The sequence below is a fragment of the Sphingomonas sp. MA1305 genome, from assembly GCF_016107325.1.
Classification (GTDB): Bacteria; Pseudomonadota; Alphaproteobacteria; order Sphingomonadales; family Sphingomonadaceae; genus Sphingomonas.
Map to the genome: position 1 here is coordinate 1,281,130 of NZ_RCVT01000001.1, position 24,241 is coordinate 1,305,370.

20 protein-coding genes and 1 tRNA gene are annotated in these 24,241 nt (G+C 68.0%); 12 read left to right on the forward strand and 9 right to left on the reverse strand.

Features of this window, described 5'->3' with window-relative positions; genetic code table 11:
* Window positions 1-1,194 carry an SAM-dependent methyltransferase gene (locus tag D9601_RS06455; protein WP_232473841.1) on the reverse strand — a complete coding sequence of 398 codons (1,194 nt, stop codon included), beginning with the start codon at window positions 1,192-1,194 and terminating at the stop codon, window positions 1-3.
* A gap of 29 nt (window positions 1,195-1,223) precedes the next feature.
* On the reverse strand, window positions 1,224-2,120 hold the full coding sequence (locus tag D9601_RS06460; protein WP_198353020.1) for a histone deacetylase family protein: 897 nt from the start codon (window positions 2,118-2,120) through the stop codon (window positions 1,224-1,226).
* A 46-nt stretch (window positions 2,121-2,166) separates the two neighbouring features.
* Between D9601_RS06460 and D9601_RS06465 the strand changes: the two genes are divergently transcribed.
* The 10 genes from D9601_RS06465 to D9601_RS06510 all read left to right on the forward strand — a co-directional run bounded on the left by D9601_RS06465 (window position 2,167) and on the right by D9601_RS06510 (window position 12,039).
* Window positions 2,167-3,156 carry an alpha/beta hydrolase gene (locus D9601_RS06465; protein ID WP_198353021.1) on the forward strand — a complete coding sequence of 330 codons (990 nt, stop codon included), beginning with the start codon at window positions 2,167-2,169 and terminating at the stop codon, window positions 3,154-3,156.
* A complete protein-coding gene (locus D9601_RS06470) occupies window positions 3,153-3,644 on the forward strand; it encodes an RNA pyrophosphohydrolase (protein ID WP_198353022.1) in 492 nt (163 codons plus the stop codon). The genes D9601_RS06465 and D9601_RS06470 overlap by 4 nt, the downstream gene beginning before the upstream one ends.
* Window positions 3,645-3,682: 38 nt before the next feature.
* Window positions 3,683-4,600, forward strand: a complete 918-nt coding sequence (locus D9601_RS06475; RefSeq protein WP_198353023.1) for a DUF481 domain-containing protein — start codon at window positions 3,683-3,685, stop codon at window positions 4,598-4,600.
* Between the two features lie 63 nt (window positions 4,601-4,663).
* Window positions 4,664-5,872, forward strand: a complete 1,209-nt coding sequence (locus D9601_RS06480; RefSeq protein ID WP_198353024.1) for a hydrolase — start codon at window positions 4,664-4,666, stop codon at window positions 5,870-5,872.
* Window positions 5,869-6,885 carry an arginine N-succinyltransferase gene (locus D9601_RS06485; protein WP_198353025.1) on the forward strand — a complete coding sequence of 339 codons (1,017 nt, stop codon included), beginning with the start codon at window positions 5,869-5,871 and terminating at the stop codon, window positions 6,883-6,885. The genes D9601_RS06480 and D9601_RS06485 overlap by 4 nt, the downstream gene beginning before the upstream one ends.
* Window positions 6,886-6,890: 5 nt before the next feature.
* Complete coding sequence (locus tag D9601_RS06490) at window positions 6,891-8,153, forward strand: N-succinylarginine dihydrolase (RefSeq protein ID WP_198353428.1); 1,263 nt, start codon at window positions 6,891-6,893, stop codon at window positions 8,151-8,153.
* 53 nt (window positions 8,154-8,206) lie between these two features.
* Window positions 8,207-8,425: a hypothetical protein gene (locus D9601_RS06495; protein ID WP_198353026.1), complete on the forward strand. Its 219-nt coding sequence runs from the start codon at window positions 8,207-8,209 to the stop codon at window positions 8,423-8,425.
* A gap of 70 nt (window positions 8,426-8,495) precedes the next feature.
* Window positions 8,496-9,395 (forward strand): sulfate adenylyltransferase subunit CysD, encoded by a 900-nt coding sequence (cysD, locus tag D9601_RS06500; protein ID WP_198353027.1) that lies wholly within the window; start codon window positions 8,496-8,498, stop codon window positions 9,393-9,395.
* A complete protein-coding gene (cysN, locus tag D9601_RS06505) occupies window positions 9,395-11,308 on the forward strand; it encodes a sulfate adenylyltransferase subunit CysN (RefSeq protein ID WP_198353028.1) in 1,914 nt (637 codons plus the stop codon). Before cysD ends, cysN begins: the two co-directional genes overlap by 1 nt.
* The gene (locus D9601_RS06510) at window positions 11,290-12,039 is read left to right on the forward strand and encodes a 3'(2'),5'-bisphosphate nucleotidase CysQ (RefSeq protein ID WP_198353029.1); all 750 of its coding nucleotides are present in this window, start codon (window positions 11,290-11,292) and stop codon (window positions 12,037-12,039) included. The genes cysN and D9601_RS06510 overlap by 19 nt, the downstream gene beginning before the upstream one ends.
* Here D9601_RS06510 and D9601_RS06515 read toward each other — a convergent pair.
* Together D9601_RS06515 and D9601_RS06520 are read right to left on the reverse strand one after the other, a co-directional pair.
* Window positions 12,029-12,997, reverse strand: coding sequence for a bile acid:sodium symporter family protein (locus D9601_RS06515; protein WP_198353030.1), 969 nt, complete (start codon window positions 12,995-12,997; stop codon window positions 12,029-12,031). The genes D9601_RS06510 and D9601_RS06515 overlap by 11 nt on opposite strands.
* Window positions 12,998-13,131: 134 nt before the next feature.
* Window positions 13,132-13,208 (reverse strand) — tRNA-Arg (locus tag D9601_RS06520).
* A gap of 84 nt (window positions 13,209-13,292) precedes the next feature.
* Between D9601_RS06520 and D9601_RS06525 the strand changes: the two genes are divergently transcribed.
* Window positions 13,293-13,790: a hypothetical protein gene (locus tag D9601_RS06525; protein WP_198353031.1), complete on the forward strand. Its 498-nt coding sequence runs from the start codon at window positions 13,293-13,295 to the stop codon at window positions 13,788-13,790.
* Here D9601_RS06525 and D9601_RS06530 read toward each other — a convergent pair.
* Window positions 13,787-15,985 (reverse strand): spermidine synthase, encoded by a 2,199-nt coding sequence (locus D9601_RS06530; RefSeq protein WP_198353429.1) that lies wholly within the window; start codon window positions 15,983-15,985, stop codon window positions 13,787-13,789. The two genes, D9601_RS06525 and D9601_RS06530, sit on opposite strands and share 4 nt — an antisense overlap.
* 42 nt (window positions 15,986-16,027) lie before the next feature.
* The gene (gene hemB, locus D9601_RS06535; protein WP_198353032.1) at window positions 16,028-17,020 is read right to left on the reverse strand and encodes a porphobilinogen synthase; all 993 of its coding nucleotides are present in this window, start codon (window positions 17,018-17,020) and stop codon (window positions 16,028-16,030) included.
* Window positions 17,021-17,090: 70 nt separating this feature from the next.
* Between hemB and D9601_RS06540 the strand changes: the two genes are divergently transcribed.
* On the forward strand, window positions 17,091-17,975 hold the full coding sequence (locus D9601_RS06540; RefSeq protein ID WP_198353033.1) for a diacylglycerol/lipid kinase family protein: 885 nt from the start codon (window positions 17,091-17,093) through the stop codon (window positions 17,973-17,975).
* Window positions 17,976-17,988: 13 nt separating this feature from the next.
* On the opposite strand, the gene D9601_RS06545 is transcribed toward D9601_RS06540, so the two are convergent.
* Genes D9601_RS06545 through D9601_RS06555 form a run of 3 tightly spaced genes read right to left on the reverse strand, consistent with a single transcriptional unit; the run spans window position 17,989 to window position 24,189 of the window.
* Entirely contained in the window at window positions 17,989-19,425 is a 1,437-nt protein-coding gene (locus D9601_RS06545) for an MATE family efflux transporter (protein ID WP_332837911.1), read from the reverse strand.
* A gap of 4 nt (window positions 19,426-19,429) precedes the next feature.
* Window positions 19,430-22,099 carry a valine--tRNA ligase gene (locus tag D9601_RS06550; RefSeq protein ID WP_198353035.1) on the reverse strand — a complete coding sequence of 890 codons (2,670 nt, stop codon included), beginning with the start codon at window positions 22,097-22,099 and terminating at the stop codon, window positions 19,430-19,432.
* Window positions 22,100-22,158: 59 nt separating this feature from the next.
* Window positions 22,159-24,189 (reverse strand): S9 family peptidase, encoded by a 2,031-nt coding sequence (locus D9601_RS06555; protein WP_198353036.1) that lies wholly within the window; start codon window positions 24,187-24,189, stop codon window positions 22,159-22,161.
* Between the last annotated feature and the right edge of the window lie 52 nt (window positions 24,190-24,241).

Sequence of the window (24,241 nt, forward strand, 5' to 3'; positions counted from 1 at the left end):
CTAGGCCTTGATCAGCGTGACCTGCGCGACGTCGATCCCGCCGCCGCGGAAGCCGCCCTCGCAATACATCAGATAATAGCGCCACAGGTCGCGGAAGCGCGCGTCGAGTCGTGCCGGCAGGCGCCCGGCCTTGTCGGCATTGTCGAAACGCTCGCGCCAGTGGCGCAGCGTCTGGGCATAGTCGAGCCCGAAGCCGTGACGATCGGTCCAGGCGAAGCCCCGTTCCTCGCACAGGGCGCGGAAGCGGCTTTCGGACAGCAGCATGCCGCCAGGAAAGATATAGCGCTGGATGAAGTCGACGCCGTTCGCATAGCGTTCGAAGATGTCGTCGGCGATGCTGATGTACTGGAGCGCGACGCGACCGCCGGGTTTCAGCACCCGGGCCAGCGTGTCGACATAGGCGGGCCAATAGGCCTGGCCGACCGCCTCGACCATCTCGATGCTCGCGACCGCGTCATAGCTGCCGGTGACGTCGCGATAGTCGGTCAGCGACACCAAGACGCCGGGCAGTCCGCGCGCATCGACCGCCGCCTTCTGTTCGGTCGACAGGGTCAGGCCATGGACTTTGCGGCCGGCGGCCGCGGCGGTGGCGGCGAACGAACCCCAGCCGCAGCCGATCTCCAGGATCGTCTCGCCGGGACGGGTCGCGGTGCGGGCGAGGATCGCGTCGAGCTTGCGCTGCTGCGCCGTTTCCAGCGTGTCGCCACGGTCGTAGATCGCGCTCGAATAGGTCAGGCAGGCATCGAGCCATTCCCGGTAGAAGTCGTTGCCGAGATCGTAATGGTCGGCGATGTTGCGCCGCGCGCCGCCGCGGTCGTTGCGACGCAGGCGGTGCCAATGGCGCAGCGCCGCCCTGGGAATGCCGCCGGCCCGCGCCGTTCCGCCGAGCGAGGTGCGGTTGCGCATGAACAGGTCGAACAGCGGCACCGGGTCGGGGCTCGACCATTCGCCCGCCTCCCAGGCGCGATACCAGCCGACCGACCCTTCCGTCGCCAGCCGCAGCAGCGCACGCCAGCGGACGATGGTGACGATCGGCACCGGACCGGGGGCGCGGCCGCCGAGCAGCCGGTGCGTCCCGTCGGGCAGGCGCGCCTCGATCCCGCCGCTCGCCAGTCCGGCGTCGATCCGATCGAGCAGGCGGTGAAACGGAGGCGCGATCGTGCGGGACAGGAGGCCGGTCATCCGCGCGCTCATGCCCGAGGATCGGGTCGGGCGAAAGACGGTCAGGCGAAGGCGGCGCCCAGGATTAGGATGGCATCGACGTGGCGGCGGGCGATCGCCAGCGCATCGTCGCCATAGCCGCCGCCGACCGTGCTGGCGAGCGGCGCCCCCGCCGCCTGCGACAGCCGCGCGACCAGCCGCTCCCGCCGGGCAAGGCCGTCGAGGCTGAGCGACAATCGGCCGAGCCGATCATCGGCGAAGGGATCGACCCCCGCCTGATAGAGGACCAGCTGCGGCCGGTGCTCGGCGAGGAAGGGCGTCAGCGTCTCTTCCAGCGTCGTCAAATAGGCCTCGTCGCCGAGCCCGTCGGCGAGCGGCACGTCGAGCGTCGAGCGCGCCTTGCGGGCGGGGAAGTTCTTTTCGGCGTGGATCGAATAGGTGACGATGCCGGGATGGCCCGCCAGCAAGGCGGCCGTGCCGTCGCCCTGGTGGACATCGGAATCGACGACGGCGAGCCGGTCGACCGTCCCCTCCTCGACCAGCCGGACCGCCGCCACCGCCAGATCGTTGAACACGCAATAGCCTGCCCCGGTGTCGGCGAGCGCATGATGGCTGCCGCCGGCGGTATTGGCTGCGAAGCCGTGGCGCAGCGCCAGATGCGCCGCCAGCCAGGTGCCGCCCGGCACCGCCTGCGCGCGTGCCGCCACCTCCGGGGTCACCGGAAAGCCGATGCGCCGCGTCTTGAGCGGCGGGACCCGCGCCTCCAGCACCTCCGCGACATAGTCCGGGTCGTGAACCGCCTCCAGCCAGCGCGTCGGCATCGGATCGGGCGTGTGCCATTCGATCCGCCGCCCCTGCTCCAGCAACAGGTCGCGGATCAGGCCGTTCTTGTTCCAGCGGTAGGTCGATCGCGCCGGGGCGGGCGCGACATAGGCGGGATGATGGACGACGGCGATCACGCCACCTAGGTAGGGCGCCACCGCAGGCTGCCCAAGGGACCCGTGCATGACCGACCCCGCCCCGTTCGTCCGCCCCGACGTTCGCGCCTTTCTCGATTATCTCGCCTCCGTTCCCGGCCCGCGCACGCACCAGATGACGCCCGAGGCGGCGCGACAGGTGTTCGTCGCGATGAAGGACGTCGCCGACTTGGCCGTCGGCGAGCTGGCGACGATGCGCGATCTTGCGATACCGGGGCCTGCGGGCACGATCCCCGCGCGCTTGTTCGACGCGCGCGAAAGCCGCGAGCCGGGCCCGGCGGTGGTGTTCTTCCACGGCGGCGGCTTCGTCATCGGCAACATCGATACGCACGCCAGCCTGTGCGCGGAGATCGCGCGGGTGCTCGACCTGCCGGTGATCTCGGTGGACTATCGACTCGCGCCCGAACACCGCTGGCCCGCGGCGCCGGACGATTGCGAGGCGGCGGCGCGCTGGGTCGCCGGCAGCCCGGCCGCGCTTGGGCGCAGTGTCACCGCACTGGTGCTTGCCGGCGACAGCGCAGGAGGCACGCTGACGATCGTTGCCGCGATGGATCTGCGCGATCGACCCGCGACGGTGCCGGTGATCCTGCAGGCACCGATCTATCCCGCGGCCGACACGTCGCGCCTCTATCCCTCGTTCGAGGAATTCGCCGACGGTTATCTGCTCACCCGCGACACGATGCTGTGGTTCGTCGACGCCTATCAGGCGGATATCGCCCATCCACGGGGATCGCCGCTCCTCGGCAACGTCGCCGGGCTGCCGCCGGCGGTGATCGTCACCGCAAGCCTCGATCCGATCCGCGACCAAGGCCGCGCCTATGCCGCGGCATTGGCGCAGGCCGGCGTGCCCGTCGTCTTCCGCGAGGCGGTGGGGACGATCCATGGCTTCGCGACGCTGCGCAAGGCGATCCCGTCGAGCCAAGGCGACGTCGCCGCCTATCTGGCGACGCTGAAGCCGGCGATCGTCGAGGCGGAAGCGGCGCGGGTACAACGCCAAGCCGCCGGAGCGGCGGCATGAGCAAGTCCGATCTACCCTATCGCCCCTGCGCTGGCGTGATGCTGATCAACGCCGAAGGGCGGGTCTTCGTCGGCCAGCGGATGGATTCGACGCTGGAGGCCTGGCAGATGCCGCAAGGCGGGATCGACGCCGGCGAGGACGCGCTGACCGCCGCGATCCGCGAACTGGGCGAAGAGACGGGCGTCGTGCCGGATAAGGTGCAACTGATCGCCGAGGCGCCCGACGAGCTGTTCTACGACTTGCCCGACGATCTCGTCGGCAAGGTGTGGAAGGGCCAATGGCGCGGGCAGCGGCAGCGCTGGTTCCTGTTCCGCTTCCTGGGCCAGGACAGCGATATCGACATCGCGACGGAGCACCAGGAATTCCGCGCCTGGCGCTGGGCCGATCCGCAGGATCTGCCGGCGATGATCGTACCCTTCAAGACGGCGCTCTATGAGGCGGTGCTCGCCGCATTCCGGCCTCACCTCACCGCAAGCGAAAGATGGTAACGTTGCCTGCCGGATCGCGTCGCCTAGAGCCCGCGATCATGCGCCGTGCGATGTCTCTGTTCCTGCTTCCGTTGCTGCTCGCCAACGCCGAGGGCACGCCGGCGGCCGATCAGAATGCGGTGCCGATCCCAGGGCCGATCAAGGCGATGCTCGACGCGGCGATCGAGAGCGGCAGCGATGGCGACGTGTCGGTCGTCGTCAAATATGCGCGGCTGGCCGATCCGGCGAGCGCCGACCAGGTGCTCGCGATCGCGCAGAAGTGGCGCAACGAACGCGCCGCGGCGCGCAACGCGACGATCCGCCAGGCCAACATCTTCGACCTGTGGACCGGTCGCGCCGAGCTGGGCGGCTATGTCACCACCGGCAACACCGATTCGAAGGGCGGCAGCGCGGTCCTCGACCTGACGCGCGAAGGCCTGCAGTGGCGGCACAAATTCCACGTCCAGGCGGACTATCAGGAGAATGCCGGCATTCCGACCCGCGAACATTACCTCGCGAGCTACGAACCAAACTACAAGATCGACGACCGTGTCTATGTCTACGGTGCCGCCCAGTATGAGAGCGATCGCTTCCTCGGTTATTTCGACCGCTATTCGGCTTCGTCGGGCATCGGCTACAGCGCGGTGAAGACGCCGCGAGTCCGCCTCGACGTCGAATTGGGCCCGGCATTCCGGCGGACCAATTTCACCAACGACCTGCTCGAGAGCAGTCTCGCCGCGCGCGGCACGATGGCGTTCAGCTGGCGGTTGCTGCCCGGCCTGTCGGTGACGCAGAATGCCGCCGCCTATGTCGAACGATTCAACTCGACGGTCAGCGGCACCACCGCGCTCAACGCCAAATTAATCGGCCCGCTGTCGGCCGCCTTGTCCTACAACGTGCAGTACGAAAGCCAACCGCCGGTCGGCTCGGTGTCGACCGACACCACCAGTCGCGCGTCGCTGGTCTACAGCTTCTGAGCGGAAGGTTCGCAAGGACACCGCCATTTCCCTTCTGCCGCCGGGTCGGCTAGCAAGCCGCCGATGGAGAGCAGAACCAGCGCGGCACGTGCGCTCATTGATGGTCTGGATGGCGCGACGATGCTCGCGCAGACGCAGCGCTGGGCGGCGATCAACAGCGGCACGCGCAATCTCGACGGGCTCGCCCGCATGGCGGACGTGCTTGCCGATGCATTCGGCGCATTGCCCGGCGAGTGCCGGTTGGTCGAGCCCGCGCCGGTCGAGGCGATCACCGCCGCCGGGCAGGTCGAGACAATCGCGCATGGTCGTCATCTCCACCTGCGCGTCCGCCCGGAGGCGCCGGCGCAATTGCTCTTCACCGGCCACATGGACACCGTCTATGCGACGGATCACCCCTTTCAACAGGTGACCGAGCGCGCCGACGGTACCGTCAACGGGCCGGGCGTCTCGGACATGAAGGGCGGGCTGGCGGTGATGCTCGCCGCGCTCCAGGCGGTGGAGACGACGCCGTTCGCCGCACGATTGGGCTATGAGGTGGTGATCAATTCGGACGAAGAGACGGGCTCGCTCGCCTCGGCCGGGCTACTGGTCGCCGCCGCGCGCGGCAAGCTGGCGGGGCTGACCTACGAGCCCGCCTTGCCCGACGGCACCTTGGCGGGCGCGCGCGGCGGCACCGGCAATTTCTCGATCGTGGTCCGCGGCCGCAGCGCCCACGCCGGTCGCAACCCCGAAGACGGCCGCAATGCGCTGGTCGCGGCAGCGGACCTCGCCCTGCGCCTCGCCGCAGCGACGGGCGACGGCCTGAGCGTCAATCCGGCCAGGATCGACGGCGGCGGACCGAATAATGTCGTGCCCGACCTGGCGGTATTGCGGGTCAATTTCCGGCCGCGCGATGCGGCGGCGATCGCGCGGGCCGATGCCGCGATCGCGACGGCGATCGAAACCGTGCGCGCGGCGCACGACGTCCACATCGCCCGCCACGGCAGCTTCAACCGGCCGCCCAAGCCGATGACCGGGGCCAGCGAGACGCTCTTCTCGCAGGTCGTCGCGGCAGGACGCGACCTCGGGCTGACCGTCGGCTGGCGGGCCACGGGCGGCGTCTGCGATGGCAATACCATCGCCGCGACGGGCGTGCCGGTCGTCGACACGATGGGCGTGCGGGGCGGCGCGATCCATTCGCCGGACGAATTTCTGATCGTCGACAGCCTGGTCGAACGGGCGGCGCTGTCCGTGCTGACGATCGGGCGGCTCGTGACAGGGGATGATGCATGACCTTCCGTATCCGCGCCGGCACGGGTCGTGACCTGTCGCACCTCTATGAAATGGCGAAGCTGACCGGTGGCGGTTTCACCAACCTGCCGCCCGACCGCAAGGCGCTGCGCGCCAAGCTGGAACGCAGCGAAGAGGCGTTCGCCAGCGATGGCGGGCCGCTGTCCGACGAACTGTTCGTGCTGATACTGGAGAATGCCGCCACCGGCGAGGTGCGCGGCACCAGCCAGATCTTCACCCAGGTCGGCCAACAGCATCCCTTCTACAGCTATCGCATCGGCACGCTGACTCAGCACAGCCGCGAGCTCGGCCGCACGTTCCGGGCCGAGATGCTGACGCTGACCACCGATCTGGAAGGATCGTGCGAGGTCGGCGGCCTGTTCCTCCATCCCGGCGAGCGGGCCGGCGGCCTGGGTCTGCTGCTCGCCCGCAGCCGCTATCTGTTCATCCGGGCGCATCGCGAGCGGTTCGCCGATCGCATCCTCGCCGAGCTGCGCGGCGTCATCGACGAGGCGGGTGGATCGCCCTTCTGGGACGGGCTGGCCGGCCGCTTCTTCGGCATGAACTTTCAGGATGCCGACCAGTTCAATGCCGTCAACGGTCACCAGTTCATCGCCGACCTGATGCCCAAGCATCCGATCTACACCGCGATGCTGTCGGAGGCGGCGCGGGGCGCCATCGGCCTGCCGCATCCGAGCGGCCGGGCGGCGATGCGCATGCTGGAAAACGAGGGGTTTCATTTCGAGAACTACGTCGACATCTTCGACGGCGGTCCGACGATGACCGCCCGCACCGATCGCGTCCGGTCGATCGCCGAGGCACGGGCGAGCCGGATCGTCGCGATCGACGGCGAAGGTGGCATCGAATCGCTCGTCGCGGTCGGCCGGCTCGACGACTTCCGCTGCGCTTTCGGCTGCGTCCGCGAAGTGGGCGAGCGGATCGTCCTCTCAGCCGACTGCGCCGATCTGCTCGGCGTCGGCGAAGACGACCTCGTCCTCCACGTTCCGCGCTGGTGACCGGCATGGTAACCGAGATCAACTTCGACGGCATCGTCGGGCCAAGCCACAATTACGCCGGCCTGTCGGCGGGCAATCTCGCCGCGACCAGCAACGCCGGCCAGCTGTCGCATCCCCGCGCGGCGGCGCTGGAGGGACTGGCGAAGATGCGCGCCAATCTGGCGCTGGGTCTGACGCAGGGCATTCTGCTGCCGCACCGGCGGCCGGATCGCGACTGGCTTGCCCGGCTGGCGACCAGCTATGAGGAGGCGTCGCCTTTGCTCCAGGCGCAGGCGATGTCCGCCTCGGCGATGTGGGCGGCGAATGCGGCGACGGTGTCGCCCGCGATGGATAGCACCGACGGTCGCTGCCACCTCAGCGTCGCCAATCTGATGACCATGGCGCATCGCAGCCACGAATGGCCGGAGACGCTGGCGCAGCTTCGCCTCGCCTTTGCCGATCCCGCCTTCGCCGTGCACGGCCCGGTGCCGGCACCGTTCGGCGATGAAGGCGCGGCCAATCACATGCGGCTGTGTCCGGAGCATGGCGCGCCCGGAATCGAGGTGTTCGTTTATACGTTGCCCGGAGGCCTCTTCCCCGCGCGCCAGCATCCCGAGGCAAGCGCGACGGTGGCACGGCGGCACGGGCTCGATCCCGCGCGGACCCTGTTCGTCGAGCAATCCCCCGCGGCGATCGCAGCCGGCGCCTTCCACAACGACGTGGTCGCGGTCGCCAACGAGCGCGTCCTGCTGGCGCACGAACAGGCGTTCGCGGACCGCGACGGCGTCTATGCCGAACTGCGCCGGCTGATGCCGGAGGTGGAGATCGTCGAAGTGCCGACGGCCGAAGTCAGCCTGGCCGATGCGATCGCCTCCTATCTGTTCAACGCGCAACTGGTCACCACCGCGGATGGGCCGACGCTGATCGTGCCGGCGGAAGCGCGCGGCAATGCGGCGGTGTGGCGCTGGCTCGAACGGCATCGCGGCGGCAACGGACCGATCCGCCGGGTCGAGGTGGTGGACGTCAAACAGTCGATGGCGAACGGCGGCGGCCCGGCCTGCCTGCGGCTGCGCGTCGTCGCCGACCCGGCGACGATCGATCCGCGTTTCCTCGTCGATCCGGCCCGGCTCGACCGGATCGCGGCGGTGGTGCAGCGCTGGTGGCCGGAGACGATCGACCCCAGGATGCTCGGCGATCCGACCCTGGTCGCGGCGATCGAAACCGCGCATGACGCGCTGCTGGCGGCTCTCGACCTGTCGGGTTACCTGACAGGTAACCAAATCGGGTAACCCGTAAAGCCCGGTTTTCTGCGGTTGGCATCGTTCGTGCTTAACATTCGGTTATGTGGAGCCGTATCCGTCGCCTGTTTGTCATCAAGACCAAGTTCGAGGCGTTCCTCGTCATCTACGCACTCGCGCTCGGCGCCGTCGAACGCGGGGTGCACTATCTCGAGCTCTATCCCGGTTACGGTGGATGGCTGCTCTTCGCGGTCTGCCCGATCTCCGTGTTCATGGTCGGTGGCATTTTGATCGACGTGGCGGAGCGACGGCAGCACGAATGACGCGTGCGGCTTTCGCCGCCAACAGGACAAGTTTGTCGCATTGCAGCGACATCCGCTTATCTGGGCACGGATGAGTGGCGTGACGCATCTGGATCGGCTGGAAGCCGAAAGCATCCATATCCTGCGGGAAGTCGTCGCCGAGGCCGAGGCCCCGGTGATGCTCTATTCGGTCGGCAAGGATTCGGCCGTGATGCTGCATTTGGCGCGCAAGGCCTTCTACCCGGCAACGCCGCCCTTTCCGCTGCTCCATGTCGACACGACCTGGAAGTTCCGCGCGATGTACGACCTTCGCGACAAGGCCGCCGCAGCCGCCGGCATGCGATTGATCGTCCACCGCAATCCCGAAGCGCTCGCCGCCGGCATCAACCCCTTCGATCATGGCAGCCGCCATACCGACTTGTGGAAGACGGAAGGGTTGAAGCAGGCGCTGAAAGCCGGCGGGTTCGACGTCGCCTTCGGCGGCGCGCGCCGCGACGAGGAGAAGAGCCGGGCCAAGGAACGCATCTTCTCGTTCCGCTCCGTCAGCCAGGGCTGGGATCCCAAGGCGCAGCGGCCCGAGTTGTGGAACCTCTACAATGCGCGCATCCACCGCGGCGAGAGCATCCGCGTCTTTCCCCTGTCCAACTGGACCGAGCTCGACATCTGGCAATATATCCTGCGTGAGGGCATCGAGATCGTGCCGCTCTATCTGGCCGCGCCGCGCCCCACCGTCGAACGCGACGGGCTTATCCTGATGGTCGACGACGATCGGTTCCGCTTGCGTCCCGGCGAACGGCCGGTCGAGCGGTCGATCCGGTTCCGGACGCTCGGCTGCTATCCGCTGACCGGCGCCGTCGAGAGCGAGGCGGCGACCTTGCCCGCGATCATCCAGGAGATGCTGCTGACCACAACCTCCGAACGCCAGGGCCGGGCGATCGATCACGACCAGGCGGCGAGCATGGAGAAGAAGAAGCGCGAGGGGTATTTCTGATGACCGCCTATACCCCCGACGCGCTGATCGCCGCGGACATTCACGCCTATCTCGACCGCCACGCCGCCAAGACGATGCTGCGCTTCATCACCTGCGGCTCGGTCGACGATGGCAAGTCGACGCTGATCGGCCGGCTGCTCTACGATTCGAAGACGATCTTCGAGGACCAGCTCGCCGCGCTGGAGGCGGACAGCCGCCGCGTCGGGACGCAGGGGCAGAACATTGACTTCGCGCTGCTCGTCGACGGCCTCGCCGCCGAGCGCGAGCAGGGCATCACGATCGACGTCGCCTATCGCTTCTTCGCCACCGAAACACGCAAGTTCATCGTCGCCGACACGCCCGGCCACGAACAATATACCCGCAACATGATCACCGGCGCGTCGACCGCCGATCTGGCGGTGATCTTGGTCGATGCCCGCAAGGGCGTGCTTACCCAGACGCGTCGGCACAGCTTCCTGGCGCATCTGATCGGCATCCGGAACATCGTGCTGGCGGTGAACAAGATGGACCTGGTCGGGCACGATCAGGCGCGCTTCGACGCGATCGTCGCCGATTACGCCGCCTTCGCCCAGGACATCGGCATCGCCGATTTCACCGCGATTCCGTTGTCGGGCCTGACCGGCGCCAACGTCACGACGCGCTCGAACGCCATGCCCTGGTATCGTGGCCCTGCGCTGCTCCCGCATCTCGAAGCCGTACCGGTCGAAACCGATCGCGCTGCGGCGGGACCGTTCCGCCTGCCCGTACAATGGGTCAACCGGCCGGACCTCGACTTCCGCGGCTTCGCCGGCACCGTCGCGCAAGGGCGGGCGGCGGTCGGCGACCCGGTGCGGATCGTGCCATCCGGTCGGACGACCAGCATCGCGCGGATCGTCACCTTCGACGGCGACCGCGACACGGCCGCGGCAGGCGAGGCGGTTACGCTGGTACTCGCCGACGAGGTCGATTGCTCGCGCGGCGACGTCATCGCCGCAGCGGCTGACGCGCCTCAGGTCGCCAACCAATTCCAGGCGACGCTGGTCTGGATGGCGGACACGCCCCTGGTACCGGGTCGCGGCTATTGGCTGAAGATCGGCACCCGCACCGTCGGCGCCACCGTACAGCCGCCCGACCATGTCGTGGACGTCAACACCCAGGCGAAATTGTCCGCAAAGACGCTGACCCTCAACGACATCGGCGTCGCAGAGGTCTATACCGACGCGGCCATCGCCTTTGCGCCTTATGCGGAAAGCCCGATCTTCGGCGGGTTCATCCTGATCGACCGCGAAAGCCATGCGACGGTGGCGGCCGGGATGATCTCTCATGCGCTGCGCCGCGCGCAGAACGTGCATTGGCAGTCGATCGAGATCGGTCGCGAGGCGCATGCCCGCCAGAAGGGCCAATCGCCCCGGCTGCTGTGGTTCACCGGCCTGTCCGGCTCTGGCAAGTCGACGATCGCCAATCTGGTCGAAAAGAAGCTGCACGCGCTCGGCCGACACAGCTTCCTGCTCGATGGCGACAACGTCCGCCACGGCCTCAATCGCGACCTCGGCTTCAGCGACGCCGACCGGATCGAGAATATCCGCCGCGTCGGCGAGGTCGCGAAGCTGATGTGCGACGCGGGGCTGATCGTGCTCACCGCCTTCATCTCGCCGTTCCGCGCCGAACGCGAACTGGTCCGCGGGCTGCTACCGGCCGGCGAGTTCGTCGAAATCTTCGTCGACACGCCGCTGGAGGACGCGGAGGCGCGCGACGTCAAGGGCCTCTACGCCAAGGCGCGCGCCGGGCAGATCGCGCATTTCACTGGCATCTCGAGCGCTTACGAGCCTCCGGAGCGCCCCGATATCCGCATCGACACGCGCCACGAAAGCGCCGAAGCTGCCGCCGAGCGGATCGTCGAGCATGTGCTGGGTATATGGAGTTTCGAACTGTGACCGATGTCGAACTCGCCGCGGCGGTAGCGGAGGAAGCGGGCGACTTGTTGCTCGCCATCCGCGCGCGCGGCGGGGCGACGGGCAAGGCGCTGGGTGACGCGGGCGACGCCGAGGCGAATCGGCTGATCCTCGACCGGCTGCGCCGCGCCCGTCCGGACGACTTCATCCTGTCCGAGGAATCACTCGACGACGGGGCGCGTTGCGCGGCAAGGCGGGTCTGGATCGTCGATCCGCTCGACGGCACGCGCGACTATGCGGATGGGCTGGACGATTGGGCGGTGCATGTCGGCCTGGCCATCGACGGCCGCCCCGCTGTCGGGGCCGTCGCAGTGCCGACGCAGCGGCGGGTCTATACGACGGCGCAGGCGCGGCAGGCGGCCAGCGCCTGCGGTGCCCCGCCGCGCATGGTGGTCAGCCGCACCCGCGCCTCCAGCCTTGTCCACCAGGTCGGCGCGGCCTTGGCAGCGACGCATCGCGGCATGGGCTCGGCCGGGGTCAAGGCGATGGCGGTGGTCGACGGGCGGGCCGACATCTACCTGCATGACGGCGGTCAATATGAGTGGGACAATTGCGCCCCGGCCGCGGTGGCGCTGGCGGCGGGCCTGCACGCATCGCGGATCGACGGCAGCCCGCTGGTCTATAATTGCGCCGACCCCCTGCTGCCAGACCTGCTGATCTGCCGGCCCGAATTGGCCGAGCAGGTGCTCGCTGCGGTCGCGGCTATTCGCTAGCCTTGGCATAACGTCGCGCGATCACCGCGCAGGCGATCAGCTGGATCTGGTGGAACAGCATGACCGGCAGGAGGATGACGCCCACCTCTGCCGGGGCGAACAGCACGCCGGCCATCGGCACTCCCGACGCCAAGCTCTTCTTCGATCCGCAGAAGAGCAGCACAATGGCATCTTCGCGACTGAAGCCGAGCAGACGTCCGGCGAACCAAGTCAGGCTCAATACGACCGCCAGCAGGAGGACGCACAGGCCGCCGATCAGCACGAGGTCGCCGGGCGACACCTTGTGCCACAGCCCTTCGACGACCGCTGCGCCAAAAGCGGAATAGACGACGAGCAGGATCGAACCGCGGTCGACGATACCGAGCAGCCCCTTCCAGCGCGTCACCAGACCGCCGATCCACGGCCGTAGCAGATGTCCTGCCACGAACGGCACGAGCAGCTGGAACACGATCGATTCGACGGCGGACAGCGACAGTCCGCTGCCCTGTCCGCCGATGCCGCCGATCAGCAAGGCGACAAGTGCCGGCGTCACGACGATACCAATCAGATTGGAGAACGACGCGCTGCATACCGCCGCGGCGACATTGCCACGCGCGATGGCGGTGAAGGCGATCGACGACTGTACCGTCGAGGGCAGCAGAGTCAGGAAGAGCAGGCCGATGCCGACGGTCGGATCGATCCCCGGCGCATGACGCAAGGCGAGACCGAGCAGCGGGAAGAGCGCGAAGGTGACCAGAAGCACGGTGAGGTGCAGCCGCCAATTGCGTGCGCCCTGCCAGATCGCCTCGCGCGATAATTTGGCGCCATGGAGGAAGAACAGCAGCACGATGCCAACGTCCGCCGCCGTCGCGACGATCCCCGCCATCGCGCCACGCGGCGGCAACAGCGAGGCCAGCAGCACGGTGGCCAGCAGCAACAGGATGAACGGTTCGACGAACGACAGCAAGCGACGCAACATGGCGCCTGTCTAGCCGCTTGCGCCCGTTAGGCGAATGCATGTTACTTCAGAGGAGCTGCAGATCGGACAGCTGCGATGCCGCACCTGCCAGAATGCAAAACCCCCACCAGGTCAGTAGACCTGGCGGGGGATTTTGGCGCGCCCGGAACGATTCGAACGTCCGACCCTCAGATTCGTAGTCTGATGCTCTATCCAGCTGAGCTACGGGCGCCAACCGGAGGCGCGCTGATAGCAGACGTTTCGGAGCGCGCAAGTGCGTTGCGCACTTTTTCTTCGCCCCATAGTTACAGCGGCCATGAAAACCCTCGCACTGCTCGCTCTCGTCCCCGTTACCCTGGCTGGCTGCACGCATGATACGCGTGTCTATCCCTCGCTGGCGCCGCGTGCGGTGGAGCGGGTCGGCTTCGCCGAACCGGTGCGGACCGCGCCCAAGCTGGTGCCCGACCCGGCGCTGGATGCGCAGATCGCCACGTTGCGCGCCCAGCTGACGAAGCTCGCCGACGGTTTTGCGGGCGACGCCCGGACCGCGGAGGCCGCCGCCAGCCGCGCCCGGGGAGCCGCGGCGGGTAGCGACGCCTGGCTGGAGGCGCAGACCGCACTGGCCCAGCTCGACGATTGGCGGGCGCAAACCGGCGCACTCTTGACCGATGTCGAGTCGCGGGCTGGCGATCGCGCCGCTGAGCTGCAGCCTCCATATCCGGCGCTGGAGGCGCTCCACGATGCCGTCGCCACGGAGGCCGACCGCCAGGGCACGACGATCGACCGGCTGCAGGACGGCTTGGCGAAGGCCTAGCCGGCACGTCCCGGCGTCAGGCGCAGCAGCGGCAGGATCGTCGAATAATCGTCGGTCCAGGCCGGTACGCCGGGCCGTCCGACGATCGCGCGCCAGTCGGGGTCGCCCCCGGTTACGGCGTCCAGCGCGGCCCGATCGCGCGACATGGCGATCCATTGACTGGGCGAGGCATCCGGATCGAGCGAGGAAGGCTGGAAATAATATTCCGCCGCATGCCAGCCACCCGCCCGCGCCGCCGCGGCCACGACCGGCTCGAGGTCGAGGAAGCGGTTCGAGATGTGGACGAGGAGGAGCCCGCGCTCGCTCAATACCCGGGCATAGGTGGCGAACGCCTCCCGGGTCATCAAATGCATTGGTATGGCGTCCGAAGAAAAGGCATCGAGCGCGAGCAGGTCAAGGCTGTCGGCGGGCGATCGCGACAGGCTGACGCGCGCGTCGCCGAGCGTGATCGTGGCGCCGGGCGTGCAGCGTCGCAGATAGGTGAACCGTCCCGAATCGCGTGCGATGCGCACCACCGTCGGATCGATCTCGAAGAAGGTCCAGCGCTGGCCCGGCCGAGCGTAACAGGCGAGCGTGCCCGTCCCCAGCCCGACGATGCCAACGCGGGCCAACTCGCCGTAGAGCGCCGGCACGGCCTGTAACGCCTGCCCGACGCCTGATCCGGCGACATAATAGGTCGTCGGCATCCGTTCGCGGGTGGCATTGCCGGTCAGCTGGATGCCATGGACGGTGGTGCCATGGTCGAGCTCCCGGCGCCCGTCCCCGTCCCGAATCGTGTAGACGCCGAAGTAGCTTCGCGTCCGCGCGCCACGGTCCAGCGACAATTCGATGGCGCGCCAGCCCCCGAACAGCGCCAGGGCGCTAACCAGCACGGTCGCATAGGCGCGGCGCCGGCCGATCGTCGCCAGGCCGATCACCGCGACGAAGACGAAGGCAAAGCCCTGATGCCGTTCGCCGAAGCGACCGGTGGGGTCGAACACCGCCGCCGCGATGAGCAAGGCGCAGGTTGCGGCGACGATGCTCCAGGCGATCCGCCGCAAGGCATCGGACCACCAGAGATCGCGCAGCCAGCCGGTCAGATAGACCTGCGGCACCAGCACACCGGCGGCGAGGATCAGCAGCGGATATTCGTACGTCCAGTCGAACACCGCCGGCGCCACCAGGCCGGCGAATGCGCCGCCGAGGGCACCGCCTACCGCCGTCGCCAAATAGAAGCCGGTCAGCCGGTCGGGTGCCGGGCGCAGGCGGTAGAGCTGGGTATGCAAAGCCACCGCCGCCATGAACAGCAGCAGCAGCGCGACGCCGAGATTGGCGAACGGCTGCGTATTGAAGCCGCCGATGATCACTCCGCCGAACAGCAGGATGGTGATCGGCGCGACGCGGGTCAGGAAATCGGCCGTGTCGCGCCGCGCGGCGAAGGCGATCGTGAAGCTCAGCAGATACAGGCCGAGCGGCAACACCCACAGCAGCGGCATGGCGACGATGTCGGTGGTGACATAGGTCGACGTCGCCAGCATGAGACCGGACGGCACCGCCGCCAGCGCGATCCAGTGCGGAACCCGCCAAGGTTTCGCGGGCGCGCTGGTCGGCCGCGCGCGCTCGCCGCTGCCCGCGCGCGGCAGCCGTGAGGCGCAGAGGAGCACCAGGGCGATCAGCAGCAGATAGCCCGCGCTCCACCCCCAGCGTTGCAGCCGGAGCGCGAACAAGGGTTCGACCAGCAACGGATAAGCGACGAGCCCGGCGAAGCTACCCAGATTGGAGGCGGCGTACAGACCATAGGGGTCGCCACCGCTGGCGAGGCCGAACCAGCGTTGGATTAACGGCGCCTGTGCCGACACGGCGAAGAATAAGGGCCCGATCGACACGAGGAGCAACCACGGCACCCACCATGCCGGGCTGGCGCCGGCCGGCAGGCCGGCGGCGATCAGGCCGATCGGCAGGAACAGCGCGCCGATCGCAAGGACGGCAAGATGCACCGCCGCCTGCAGCCACGGCCGCACCCTCGCCAGGGCATGGGCATAGGCATAGCCGCACAGCAGCAGCGTCTGGTAGACCAGCATCGCCGAATTCCACACCGCCGGCGCCCCGCCGAGCCGCGGCAATGCGATGCGGGCGACAAGCGGCTGGACCAGGAACAGCAGGAACGATCCGGTCAGGATCGTCGCGACGAATAGCATCCGCCCGCCACGCCCCATCGGCCTGATCTCGGTCACGGCTGCGCCGGACCGCAGCGTCGATCAGCCATGCAACAGCCGCGCCGCATGCGCCGCATGATAGGTCAGCACGCCCGCACAGCCCGCGCGCTTGAAGGCCAGCAGCGTTTCCAGCACCAGCGCGTCGCGATCGCCCGCCCCGGCCGCAACCGAGGCCTCCAGCATCGCATATTCGCCCGACACCTGATAGGCGAAGACCGGCACCTCGAACCGCTGCTTCACCCGGACGATAATGTCGAGATAGGGCAGACCGGGCTTGACCATGACGCTGTCGGCCCCCTCCGCCAGGTCGAGCGCGACCTCGCGCAGCGCCTCCTCGGCATTGGCGTGATCCATCTGATAGGTCTTCTTGTCGCCCTTCAGCAGGCCGCGGCTGCCGACCGCGTCGCGGAATGGGCCATAGAAGCCGCTGGCGTATTTCGCGGCATAGCTCATGATTTGCACATTGTGGGCACCCTCGCCTTCCAACGCCGTGCGGATCATGCCGATGCGGCCGTCCATCATGTCGGACGGCGCGACGATGTCGGCGCCGGCGCGTGCCTGATTGAGCGCCTGCTCGATGAGGATGGCGGCCGTGTCGTCGTTGCGGACATAGCCGGCCGCGTCGACCAGCCCGTCATGGCCATGGGTCGTGTAGGGATCGAGCGCAACGTCGGTCAGCACGCCGACCTCCGGCACCGCATCCTTGATCGCGCGGGTCGCGCGACACATGAGATTGTCCGGATTGAGCGCCTCGCGCCCGTCGTCGGTTTTCAGCGCGGCATCGGTGTAGGGGAATAACGCGACGCAGGGGATGCCGAGGTCACGCGCCTCGCGAGCCCGTGCGACGATGCCGTCGACCGACCAGCGCGACACACCCGGCAGGCTGTCGATCGGTTGCTCGACCCCCTGCCCCTCCGTCACGAACAGCGGCCAGATCAGGTCGGCCGGGGTGAGGACGTTTTCGGCGTGGAGGCGGCGGCTCCAGGCGGAGGCGCGGGTGCGACGCAGGCGGAGCGCAGGATAGGCAGCGGTCATGACGTTCCTTGCCATGATGGATCTCGACCGGCTTGCCAAGCGTTGCGCGGCCGTAACCACTGGATGTGTCATGACCGACTTCACCTCGGCCGCGCTGATCGTCAACGCCAAGTCGCGCAAGGGACAGAGGCTGTTCCGCCGCGCCTGCGCGGCGATGGACGGCCTGCCGTTCCCGGTCGATGCTCATGCCGTCGAGGATCCGGACGACTTGGAGGTGACGGTCGCGCGGGCCTTGGCCAAGAAGCCGCAGCTCGTCATCTTGGGTGGCGGCGACGGCACGATCAGCGGGTTGGTCGATCTGCTCGTCGGCAAGGACGTCGTGCTCGGCGTGTTGCCGCTCGGCACCGCCAACAGTTTCGCGCGCACGTTGGGCCTGCCGCTCGACGTGCCGGGGGCGGTGGAGGCGATCCGCAGCGGCCGGCGCAAGCGGATCGATCTCGGCATGATCGACAACGACTATTTCGCCAATTGCGCGGCGATGGGGATCAGCCCGCAGATCGCCGAGACGGTACCGCACAACCTCAAGAAGGTGTTGGGACGGGTCGGCTATCTTGGTTGGGCCGCCTATCAGTTCGCGCGCTTCAAGCCGTTCACGTTGATCGTCGACGACGGTTCGGGCGAGAAGCGGATGCGCGTCACCGAGGTGCGGATGTCGAATGGGCCCTATCATGGCGGCACCTGGCTGGTCGACGATGCGGCGGTCGACTCGGGCGAGATCGTCGTGCAGGCTGTGGTCGGCCACTACAAGCGCCGTTTGGTGCGCAATTGGGCGGCGAGTTTCGTCGGCTCGTCGGCGCGCCACCACGACACGGTCACCTTTCGCGGCAGGAGCCTGCGCGTCGCGACCGAGCCGCCCTTGCCGATCTCGATCGACGGCGAGGTACTCGCCCACACGCCGGTCACCGCCCGGATCGCGGCGGGCGTGATCGAGGTGATGGTGCCGGCGGAAATCTGAGCGCGGCCGCGGTCTAGCCGACCGGCATCTGCTTGCCGGCCGGATCGCTCTGCGACAGCGTCTGCTCATGCGCCTCGTCGCGGCTGACCAGACGGCCGCGTCGCCACGTGCCCGCACGGTAATAAGCGATCGTCATCACCATCGAGGCGATCGACCCCGCCGGGAAACTCCACCACAGGCCGTCCGCCCCCCAGCCGGGCAGCAGCGCATAGGCGGTGCCGATCCGCACCGGGAATAGCGCGATCGCCAGGATGACCAGCGGCGCGACGACCGCACCATTGGCACGTACCGTCGCCAACAGCACCATGGTGACGCCGAACAGGATGAAGCTCCAGCTGACGATCAGGTTGATCTTGCCGGCGATGCCGATCGCCGCCGGCACGTCACCCAGGAACAGCCAGAGCACGTGCCGGTCGAGTACGGCGACGACCGCCACCAGCCCGCCGGTGAGGGCAAGGTTCATCAGCAATCCCGAACGGGTGATGCGATCGACGCGATCCCAGCGACCGGCACCGATATTCTGCGCGACCATCGCGCTCACCGCCGCCCCGATCGACATCGCCGGCATCTGGATATAGGTCCATAGCTGCGTCGCCGCGCCATAGGCCGCGGTGGTGGTGGTTCCCTGACGGTTGACCAGACCGATCATCGCCAGCGCCGATCCGGTCGCGACGAACATCTGCAGGCCCATCGGTATCCCCTTGGCGACGATCGGTCGCAGTTCCGCGCCCGTCGGGCGCAGATAGCGCCACTCCGCACCGCGCAGTCGGATCGGCAGGTCGCGGCGATAGACGAAAGCGAGCAGGGCTATCAGCGCCACCGCATTGCCGATCACCGTGGCGGTCGCCGATCCGGCGATACCAAGCGCCGGGATCGGTCCCAGCCCGCGGATCAGCACGGGGTTGAGCGTCACGTCGATCACCGAACCCAGCGCCATGAAGCGCAGCGGCGTCACCGAATCGCCCGTCCCGCGCAGCGCCATGCTGATCAGCGTCGCCAGGAAGCCCATCGGCATCGACAGGAAGATGATCCGCAGATAGTCGCGCGCCAGCGGGTAGACCTCCGCCGGGGTGGCCAGAGCGTGGAGGATCGCCGGCGCCGCGGCGATGCCGATCGCCACCACGGCGAGCGAGGCGACGCCGAACAGGCCCAGCGCCGCACCGAACACGCGTCGTACCGCGTCGATGTCGCGCCGGCCCATGTTCTGGCCGATCAGGATCGTCGCCGCCATGCCGAAGCCGAAGACCGCGGCCACCAGCAGGAACAGCACCAGATTGGCATTGGTGGTCGCCGCCAGCGCCCGCTCACCCAGCAACTGGCCGATCCAGATCGCGTTGATCGATCCGTTGACCGACTGCAGGATGCTGGAGCCGAGCGTCGGCAAAGCGAAGAGCAGCAGCGTGCGCCCGATGGGCCCGCTGGTCAGATCGCGTGGCGGGCGCCCGGCCACGCCCTCAGCCCAGCCGCGCCAGCGCGGCGGACAGGCGCTCCGCCTCCGCACTCTTGTCGGCATGATCGGCACGCGCCTTGTCGACCGCCTCCGGCTTGGCCCGCTCGACGAAGCTCGGATTGTTCAGCCGACCGGCGAGCCCGTCGCGCTCCTTCTCCGCCGCGGCGATCGCCTTGGTCAGGCGCGTGCGCTCGGCGTCGAGATCGATCACCCCCTCCAGCGGCAAGACGAAGGTCGCCTCGTCGACGACGACCTGCGCCGCTCCGCCCGACGGCGCGTCGTCGGCGGAGAGATCGACCCGCGCGAGACGGGCGATCACCGCCGTCTGGCGCGCGAGCCGGGCCGCCGTCCCCTCCCCGGCGCCGCGGACATGAAACGGCAGTCGAGCGCCTGGCGGGACGTTGAGCTCGGTCCGCACGGCGCGAATCTCGCCGACCAGACGGATCAGCCAGTCGACCTCCGCCTCCGCGGCGGGATCGAGGCTGCGCGCGTCCGCCATCGGCCAGCGCGCGACGATCAGATCGTGGTCGCGCGGGGTCCCCTCCGGTGCCATCGCATGCCACAATTCCTCGGTGATGAACGGCATGAACGGATGGAGCATCACCAGGATCTGGTCCAACACCCAGCCGGCGACCGCGCGGGTCTCGTCGTCGATCGCCCCCTTGATCAGCTCGAGATACCAATCGCAGAAGCGGCTCCACACGAATTGGTAGATGGCGTTGGCGGCCCCGTCGAAGCGATAGTCGGCAAGCGCGAGGTCGACCGCCTGCACCGTGCGGATCGTCTCCGCGACGATCCACTGGTTGACCGCCAGCGTCGCGGCCGGCGCCTCCAGCGTCGACGATCCGCCGATGCCGTTCGCCTGCGCGAAACGGGCCGCATTCCACAGCTTGGTCGCGAAGTTGCGATAGCCCTCGACCCGCTTCTCATCCATCTTGATGTCGCGGCCCTGGCTCTCCATCGCCGCCATGAAGAAGCGCAGCGCGTCGGCGCCGTACCGGTCGATCAGCCCGAGCGGATCGACGGTATTGCCCTTCGACTTCGACATCTTGGCGCCATCTGCGGCGCGCACGAGGCCATGCAGGTACAGCGTCTTGAACGGCACCTCGCCCATGAAGTGCAGCCCCTGCATCATCATCCGCGCATCCCAGAAGAACAGGATGTCGAATCCGGACACGAGCACGTCATTGGGATAGCGGCCGCCCAGCGTGCGGTCATCGCCATCGGGCCAGCCCAGCGTGGCGAACGGCCACAGCGCGGACGAGAACCAAGTGTCGAGCACGTCCGGATCACGGGTCAGCACGACACCCTCGCCGGCTTGCGCCTGCGCCTCGGCCTCAGTTTCTGCGACGAAGACCCGCCCATCGTCGGCGAACCAGGCAGGGATCTGATGCCCCCACCACAATTGCCGCGATACGCACCACGGCTGGATGTTCTCCATCCAGTTGAAGAACGTCTTCTCCCATGTCTTGGGAACGATCTTGATCGCCTCGCTCCGCACCGCCTCGATGGCCGGCTGCGCCAGCGTCTTGGCATCGACATACCATTGGTCGGTCAGCCACGGCTCGATCACCACCCCCGATCGGTCGCCGAACGGCGTCTGGATCGTGCGTGGCTCGGCGTCGTGCTCCACGCCGTCCTTGTCGACGTGCGGGATCAGGACGCCGTCCGCCTTCAGCCGCGCGACCACTGCCGCGCGCGCCTCCGCGGTCGACAGACCGAGGAACGCGTCGGGGATCAGGCCGTCGGCGGTCTGGCCGATCCGCGCCTTGGCATCCAGCATGTTGAGCATGTCGCGCGCCTCGATCCCAGCGCGGCGACCGACATCGAAGTCGTTAAAGTCGTGGCCCGGCGTGATCTTCACCGCGCCCGATCCCAGCGCCGGATCGGCATGTTCGTCGGCGACGATCGGGATCAGCCGCCCAGTGATCGGCAGCCGCACCTGCTGGCCGACCAACGCTGTGTAGCGCGCATCGTCCGGGTGCACCGCAACCGCCATGTCGGCCAGCATCGTCTCGGGCCGCGTCGTCGCCACCTCGATGAAGCCGGAACCGTCGGCGAGCGGATAGCGCAGCCGCCAGAAGCTGCCCTTCACCTCGCGCGTCTCGACCTCCAGGTCGCTGATCGCGGTACCGAGGCCGGAGTCCCAATTGACCAATCGCTTGTCGCGGTAGAGCAGCCCTTGCCGATGCAGCTCGACGAAGACCTTGAGCACAGCCTTCGAAAAGCCTTCGTCCATCGTGAATCGCTCGTTGGCCCAATCCATTGAGCAGCCGAGCCGGCGCAGCTGGCGGGTGATCTGCCCGCCGCTCTCCGCCTTCCACTCCCAGACTTTGGCGACGAAGTCGTCACGGCCGAAGTCGGTGCGCTTCTCGCCCTTGGCCGCCATCTGGCGCTCGACCACCATCTGCGTCGCGATGCCGGCATGGTCCGTACCGACCACCCACAAAGCATCCTTGCCCTTCAGCCGCGCATGGCGCGTCAGGATGTCCTGCAGCGTATTGTCGAGCGCGTGGCCGATATGCAGGCTGCCCGTGACGTTGGGCGGCGGATTGACGATCGTCCACGGCTCCGCCCCCGGCCGGTCGGGACGGAATAGGCCTTGTTCCTCCCAATGCTGGTACCAGCGGGTTTCGATGGCGGCGGGGTCGAAGGTCTTGGGAAGCTCGGTCATAGGCAGCGGCTCTTAGCCAGCGCCGATGCCCCCGTCACCCCCGGCCCGTGCCGCGCTCGTCACTGGGCAGGCGCGTCCTTCGTCCACTTGTCCATCCAGCCAAGCACCTCGTGATACCATTGCCGTGAATTGTTCGGTTTCAGCACCCAATGGTTCTCGTTGGGGTTGACCACCAGCCGCGACGGGACGCCGCGGCGTTGCAGCGCGGTGAAGGCGGCGATCCCCTGGGTATAGGGGATACGGAAATCCTTTTCGCCGGTGATCACCAGCATCGGCGTCTTCCAGTTCTGGACGTAATTGACCGGGTTCCACTTTTCGAAAGCGGCCGGGTCCTGGAAATAGGCCTTGCCGCCATGTTCCCATTCGTCGAACCACAGTTCATCTGTCTCATAGGCCATGGCGCGGGCGTCGAAGACGCCGTCATGCTGAACGATGCACTTGAAACGATCCGGCCAGCGCCCCTCGATCCAGTTCATCATATAGCCGCCGTAGGAGGCGCCGAGCGCGCAGGCGCGGTTGCCGTCGAGCCAGTCGAACTTGGCGGTCGCCGCGGCGAGGCCCTTCTGCAGATCCTCGAGCGGCCAGCCGCCCCAATTGTTACTGATTGCGTCGGTGAACGCTTGGCCGTAGCCGGTCGAGCCGTGGAAATCGACGGCGACGAGGCCAAAGCCCGCACCGGCGAACACCGCCGGGTTCCAGCGATACGACCAGCTGTTGTCGCTCGATCCCTGCGGGCCACCGTGGACCATATAGGCGATCGGCAGCTTGCCGGTGCTGCCCGCCGGTCGGACCGCATAGCCCCACACCTGGTCGTTATTGGCGCCGGCGAAGCTGAACCGCGTCACGCTCGGCATGTCGATACCGGCGAGCTTGGCCGCGTTAACGCTGGTCAGCCGCGTGCGTTTGCCCGGCCCGGCGACCGCGTAGAAATCGTCGGGCGCCGTGAGACTGTTCATCGCGATCACGCTGCCCTTGGGCGTCGCTACCACGGCAGAGACATGCCCTTGCTGCGTCAACCGGGTCGGCTTGCCCGTTCGTACGTCGACGGACCAGAGCGGCATCTCCTGCGTGTTCTGCGCGGTCACGAGTAGCCGCTTCGAATCGGGCGACCAGGCGATCGATCCCACCGACCGGTCCCACCCTTCGGTCAGCGCGCGCACCTGCCCGCTGGCAAGGTCGCGCACCATCAAGACCTGCCGATCCGCTTCGAAGCCCGGCCGCTTCATCGCCACCCAGGCAAGCGTCTTGCCATCGGGCGACACCGTCGGCAGCGTATCGGTCGCCTGGTTCGCCGCGGTCAGATTAATCGGCGCGGCCGAGCCGTCGGCGGGCGCCTGCCAGATGTCGAGGTTGGTCGACAGCGGCTCCGTCGTGCCCGCGACGCGCAACGCGAAATAGAGCGTGCGGCCATCGGCGCTCCACGACACCTCCTCGCCGCCACCGAACGGGCGCGAGGGCGTGTCGCCGTCGAGGCCGTGCTCGACCGCGATACCATTGCCCGGCGCTCCGGCAGCGGTCAGCGGCAGCACGAACAGCTGCGAATGGGTGCCGTCGACCCAGCTATCCCAATGACGGACGAACAATTTGTCATAGACACGCGCCTGCCCGGCCCGCGCGTCTTTCTTGACCATCGCCGGCTCGAGGCTGGGCGCATCGGGGCGGCGATCAGCCCAGACCACGATCCGGTCGCCGGTCGGCGCCACCTTGAAGCCGTTGAAGCCGCCGGCGAAGTCAGTCAGCTTGCGCGGCGTACCACCGGTCACCGCCACCGCCCAAATCGCGTCGTTCGCCGTGTAATAGACGGTGTCCCCGACGATCTGCGGGTCATTCTCGTCGACGGCCGGATCGGCGAGCAGCTTCTCCGGCACCGCGCCCTTGCGCGTCAGGTCGAGCCGCCAGAGATCGTACCGCCCGCGATTGGCGTCGAGGTCCGTTTCGCGCTGCGCCCAAACCAGCCAATGACCGTCCGCCGAGGCGGTCGGCGCGCCGACGCGACTGAGCGTCGCGACGTCGTCGATGGTGATCTGGCGGGCCGCGACAGGGGCCGCAGCGGCAAGGGCGAGCAGGCTCGCGGACAGGAAGATCTTCATGCCGCGCAACTAAGCAGATGCCGCGCGGCGGGGCAAATGCGGGCTCCTTCCA

Coding starts and splice junctions, on each gene's coding strand:
- D9601_RS06455 (WP_232473841.1), bottom strand. CDS start 1,194: ATGAGCGCGCGGATGACCGGCCTCCTGTCCCGCACGATCGCGCCTCCG.
- D9601_RS06465 (WP_198353021.1), top strand. CDS start 2,167: ATGACCGACCCCGCCCCGTTCGTCCGCCCCGACGTTCGCGCCTTTCTC.
- D9601_RS06470 (WP_198353022.1), top strand. CDS start 3,153: ATGAGCAAGTCCGATCTACCCTATCGCCCCTGCGCTGGCGTGATGCTG.
- D9601_RS06475 (WP_198353023.1), top strand. CDS start 3,683: ATGCGCCGTGCGATGTCTCTGTTCCTGCTTCCGTTGCTGCTCGCCAAC.
- D9601_RS06480 (WP_198353024.1), top strand. CDS start 4,664: ATGGAGAGCAGAACCAGCGCGGCACGTGCGCTCATTGATGGTCTGGAT.
- D9601_RS06485 (WP_198353025.1), top strand. CDS start 5,869: ATGACCTTCCGTATCCGCGCCGGCACGGGTCGTGACCTGTCGCACCTC.
- D9601_RS06490 (WP_198353428.1), top strand. CDS start 6,891: ATGGTAACCGAGATCAACTTCGACGGCATCGTCGGGCCAAGCCACAAT.
- D9601_RS06495 (WP_198353026.1), top strand. CDS start 8,207: ATGTGGAGCCGTATCCGTCGCCTGTTTGTCATCAAGACCAAGTTCGAG.
- cysD (WP_198353027.1), top strand. CDS start 8,496: ATGAGTGGCGTGACGCATCTGGATCGGCTGGAAGCCGAAAGCATCCAT.
- cysN (WP_198353028.1), top strand. CDS start 9,395: ATGACCGCCTATACCCCCGACGCGCTGATCGCCGCGGACATTCACGCC.
- D9601_RS06510 (WP_198353029.1), top strand. CDS start 11,290: ATGGAGTTTCGAACTGTGACCGATGTCGAACTCGCCGCGGCGGTAGCG.
- D9601_RS06515 (WP_198353030.1), bottom strand. CDS start 12,997: ATGTTGCGTCGCTTGCTGTCGTTCGTCGAACCGTTCATCCTGTTGCTG.
- D9601_RS06525 (WP_198353031.1), top strand. CDS start 13,293: ATGAAAACCCTCGCACTGCTCGCTCTCGTCCCCGTTACCCTGGCTGGC.
- D9601_RS06530 (WP_198353429.1), bottom strand. CDS start 15,985: ATGGGGCGTGGCGGGCGGATGCTATTCGTCGCGACGATCCTGACCGGA.
- hemB (WP_198353032.1), bottom strand. CDS start 17,020: ATGACCGCTGCCTATCCTGCGCTCCGCCTGCGTCGCACCCGCGCCTCC.
- D9601_RS06540 (WP_198353033.1), top strand. CDS start 17,091: ATGACCGACTTCACCTCGGCCGCGCTGATCGTCAACGCCAAGTCGCGC.
- D9601_RS06550 (WP_198353035.1), bottom strand. CDS start 22,099: ATGACCGAGCTTCCCAAGACCTTCGACCCCGCCGCCATCGAAACCCGC.
- D9601_RS06555 (WP_198353036.1), bottom strand. CDS start 24,189: ATGAAGATCTTCCTGTCCGCGAGCCTGCTCGCCCTTGCCGCTGCGGCC.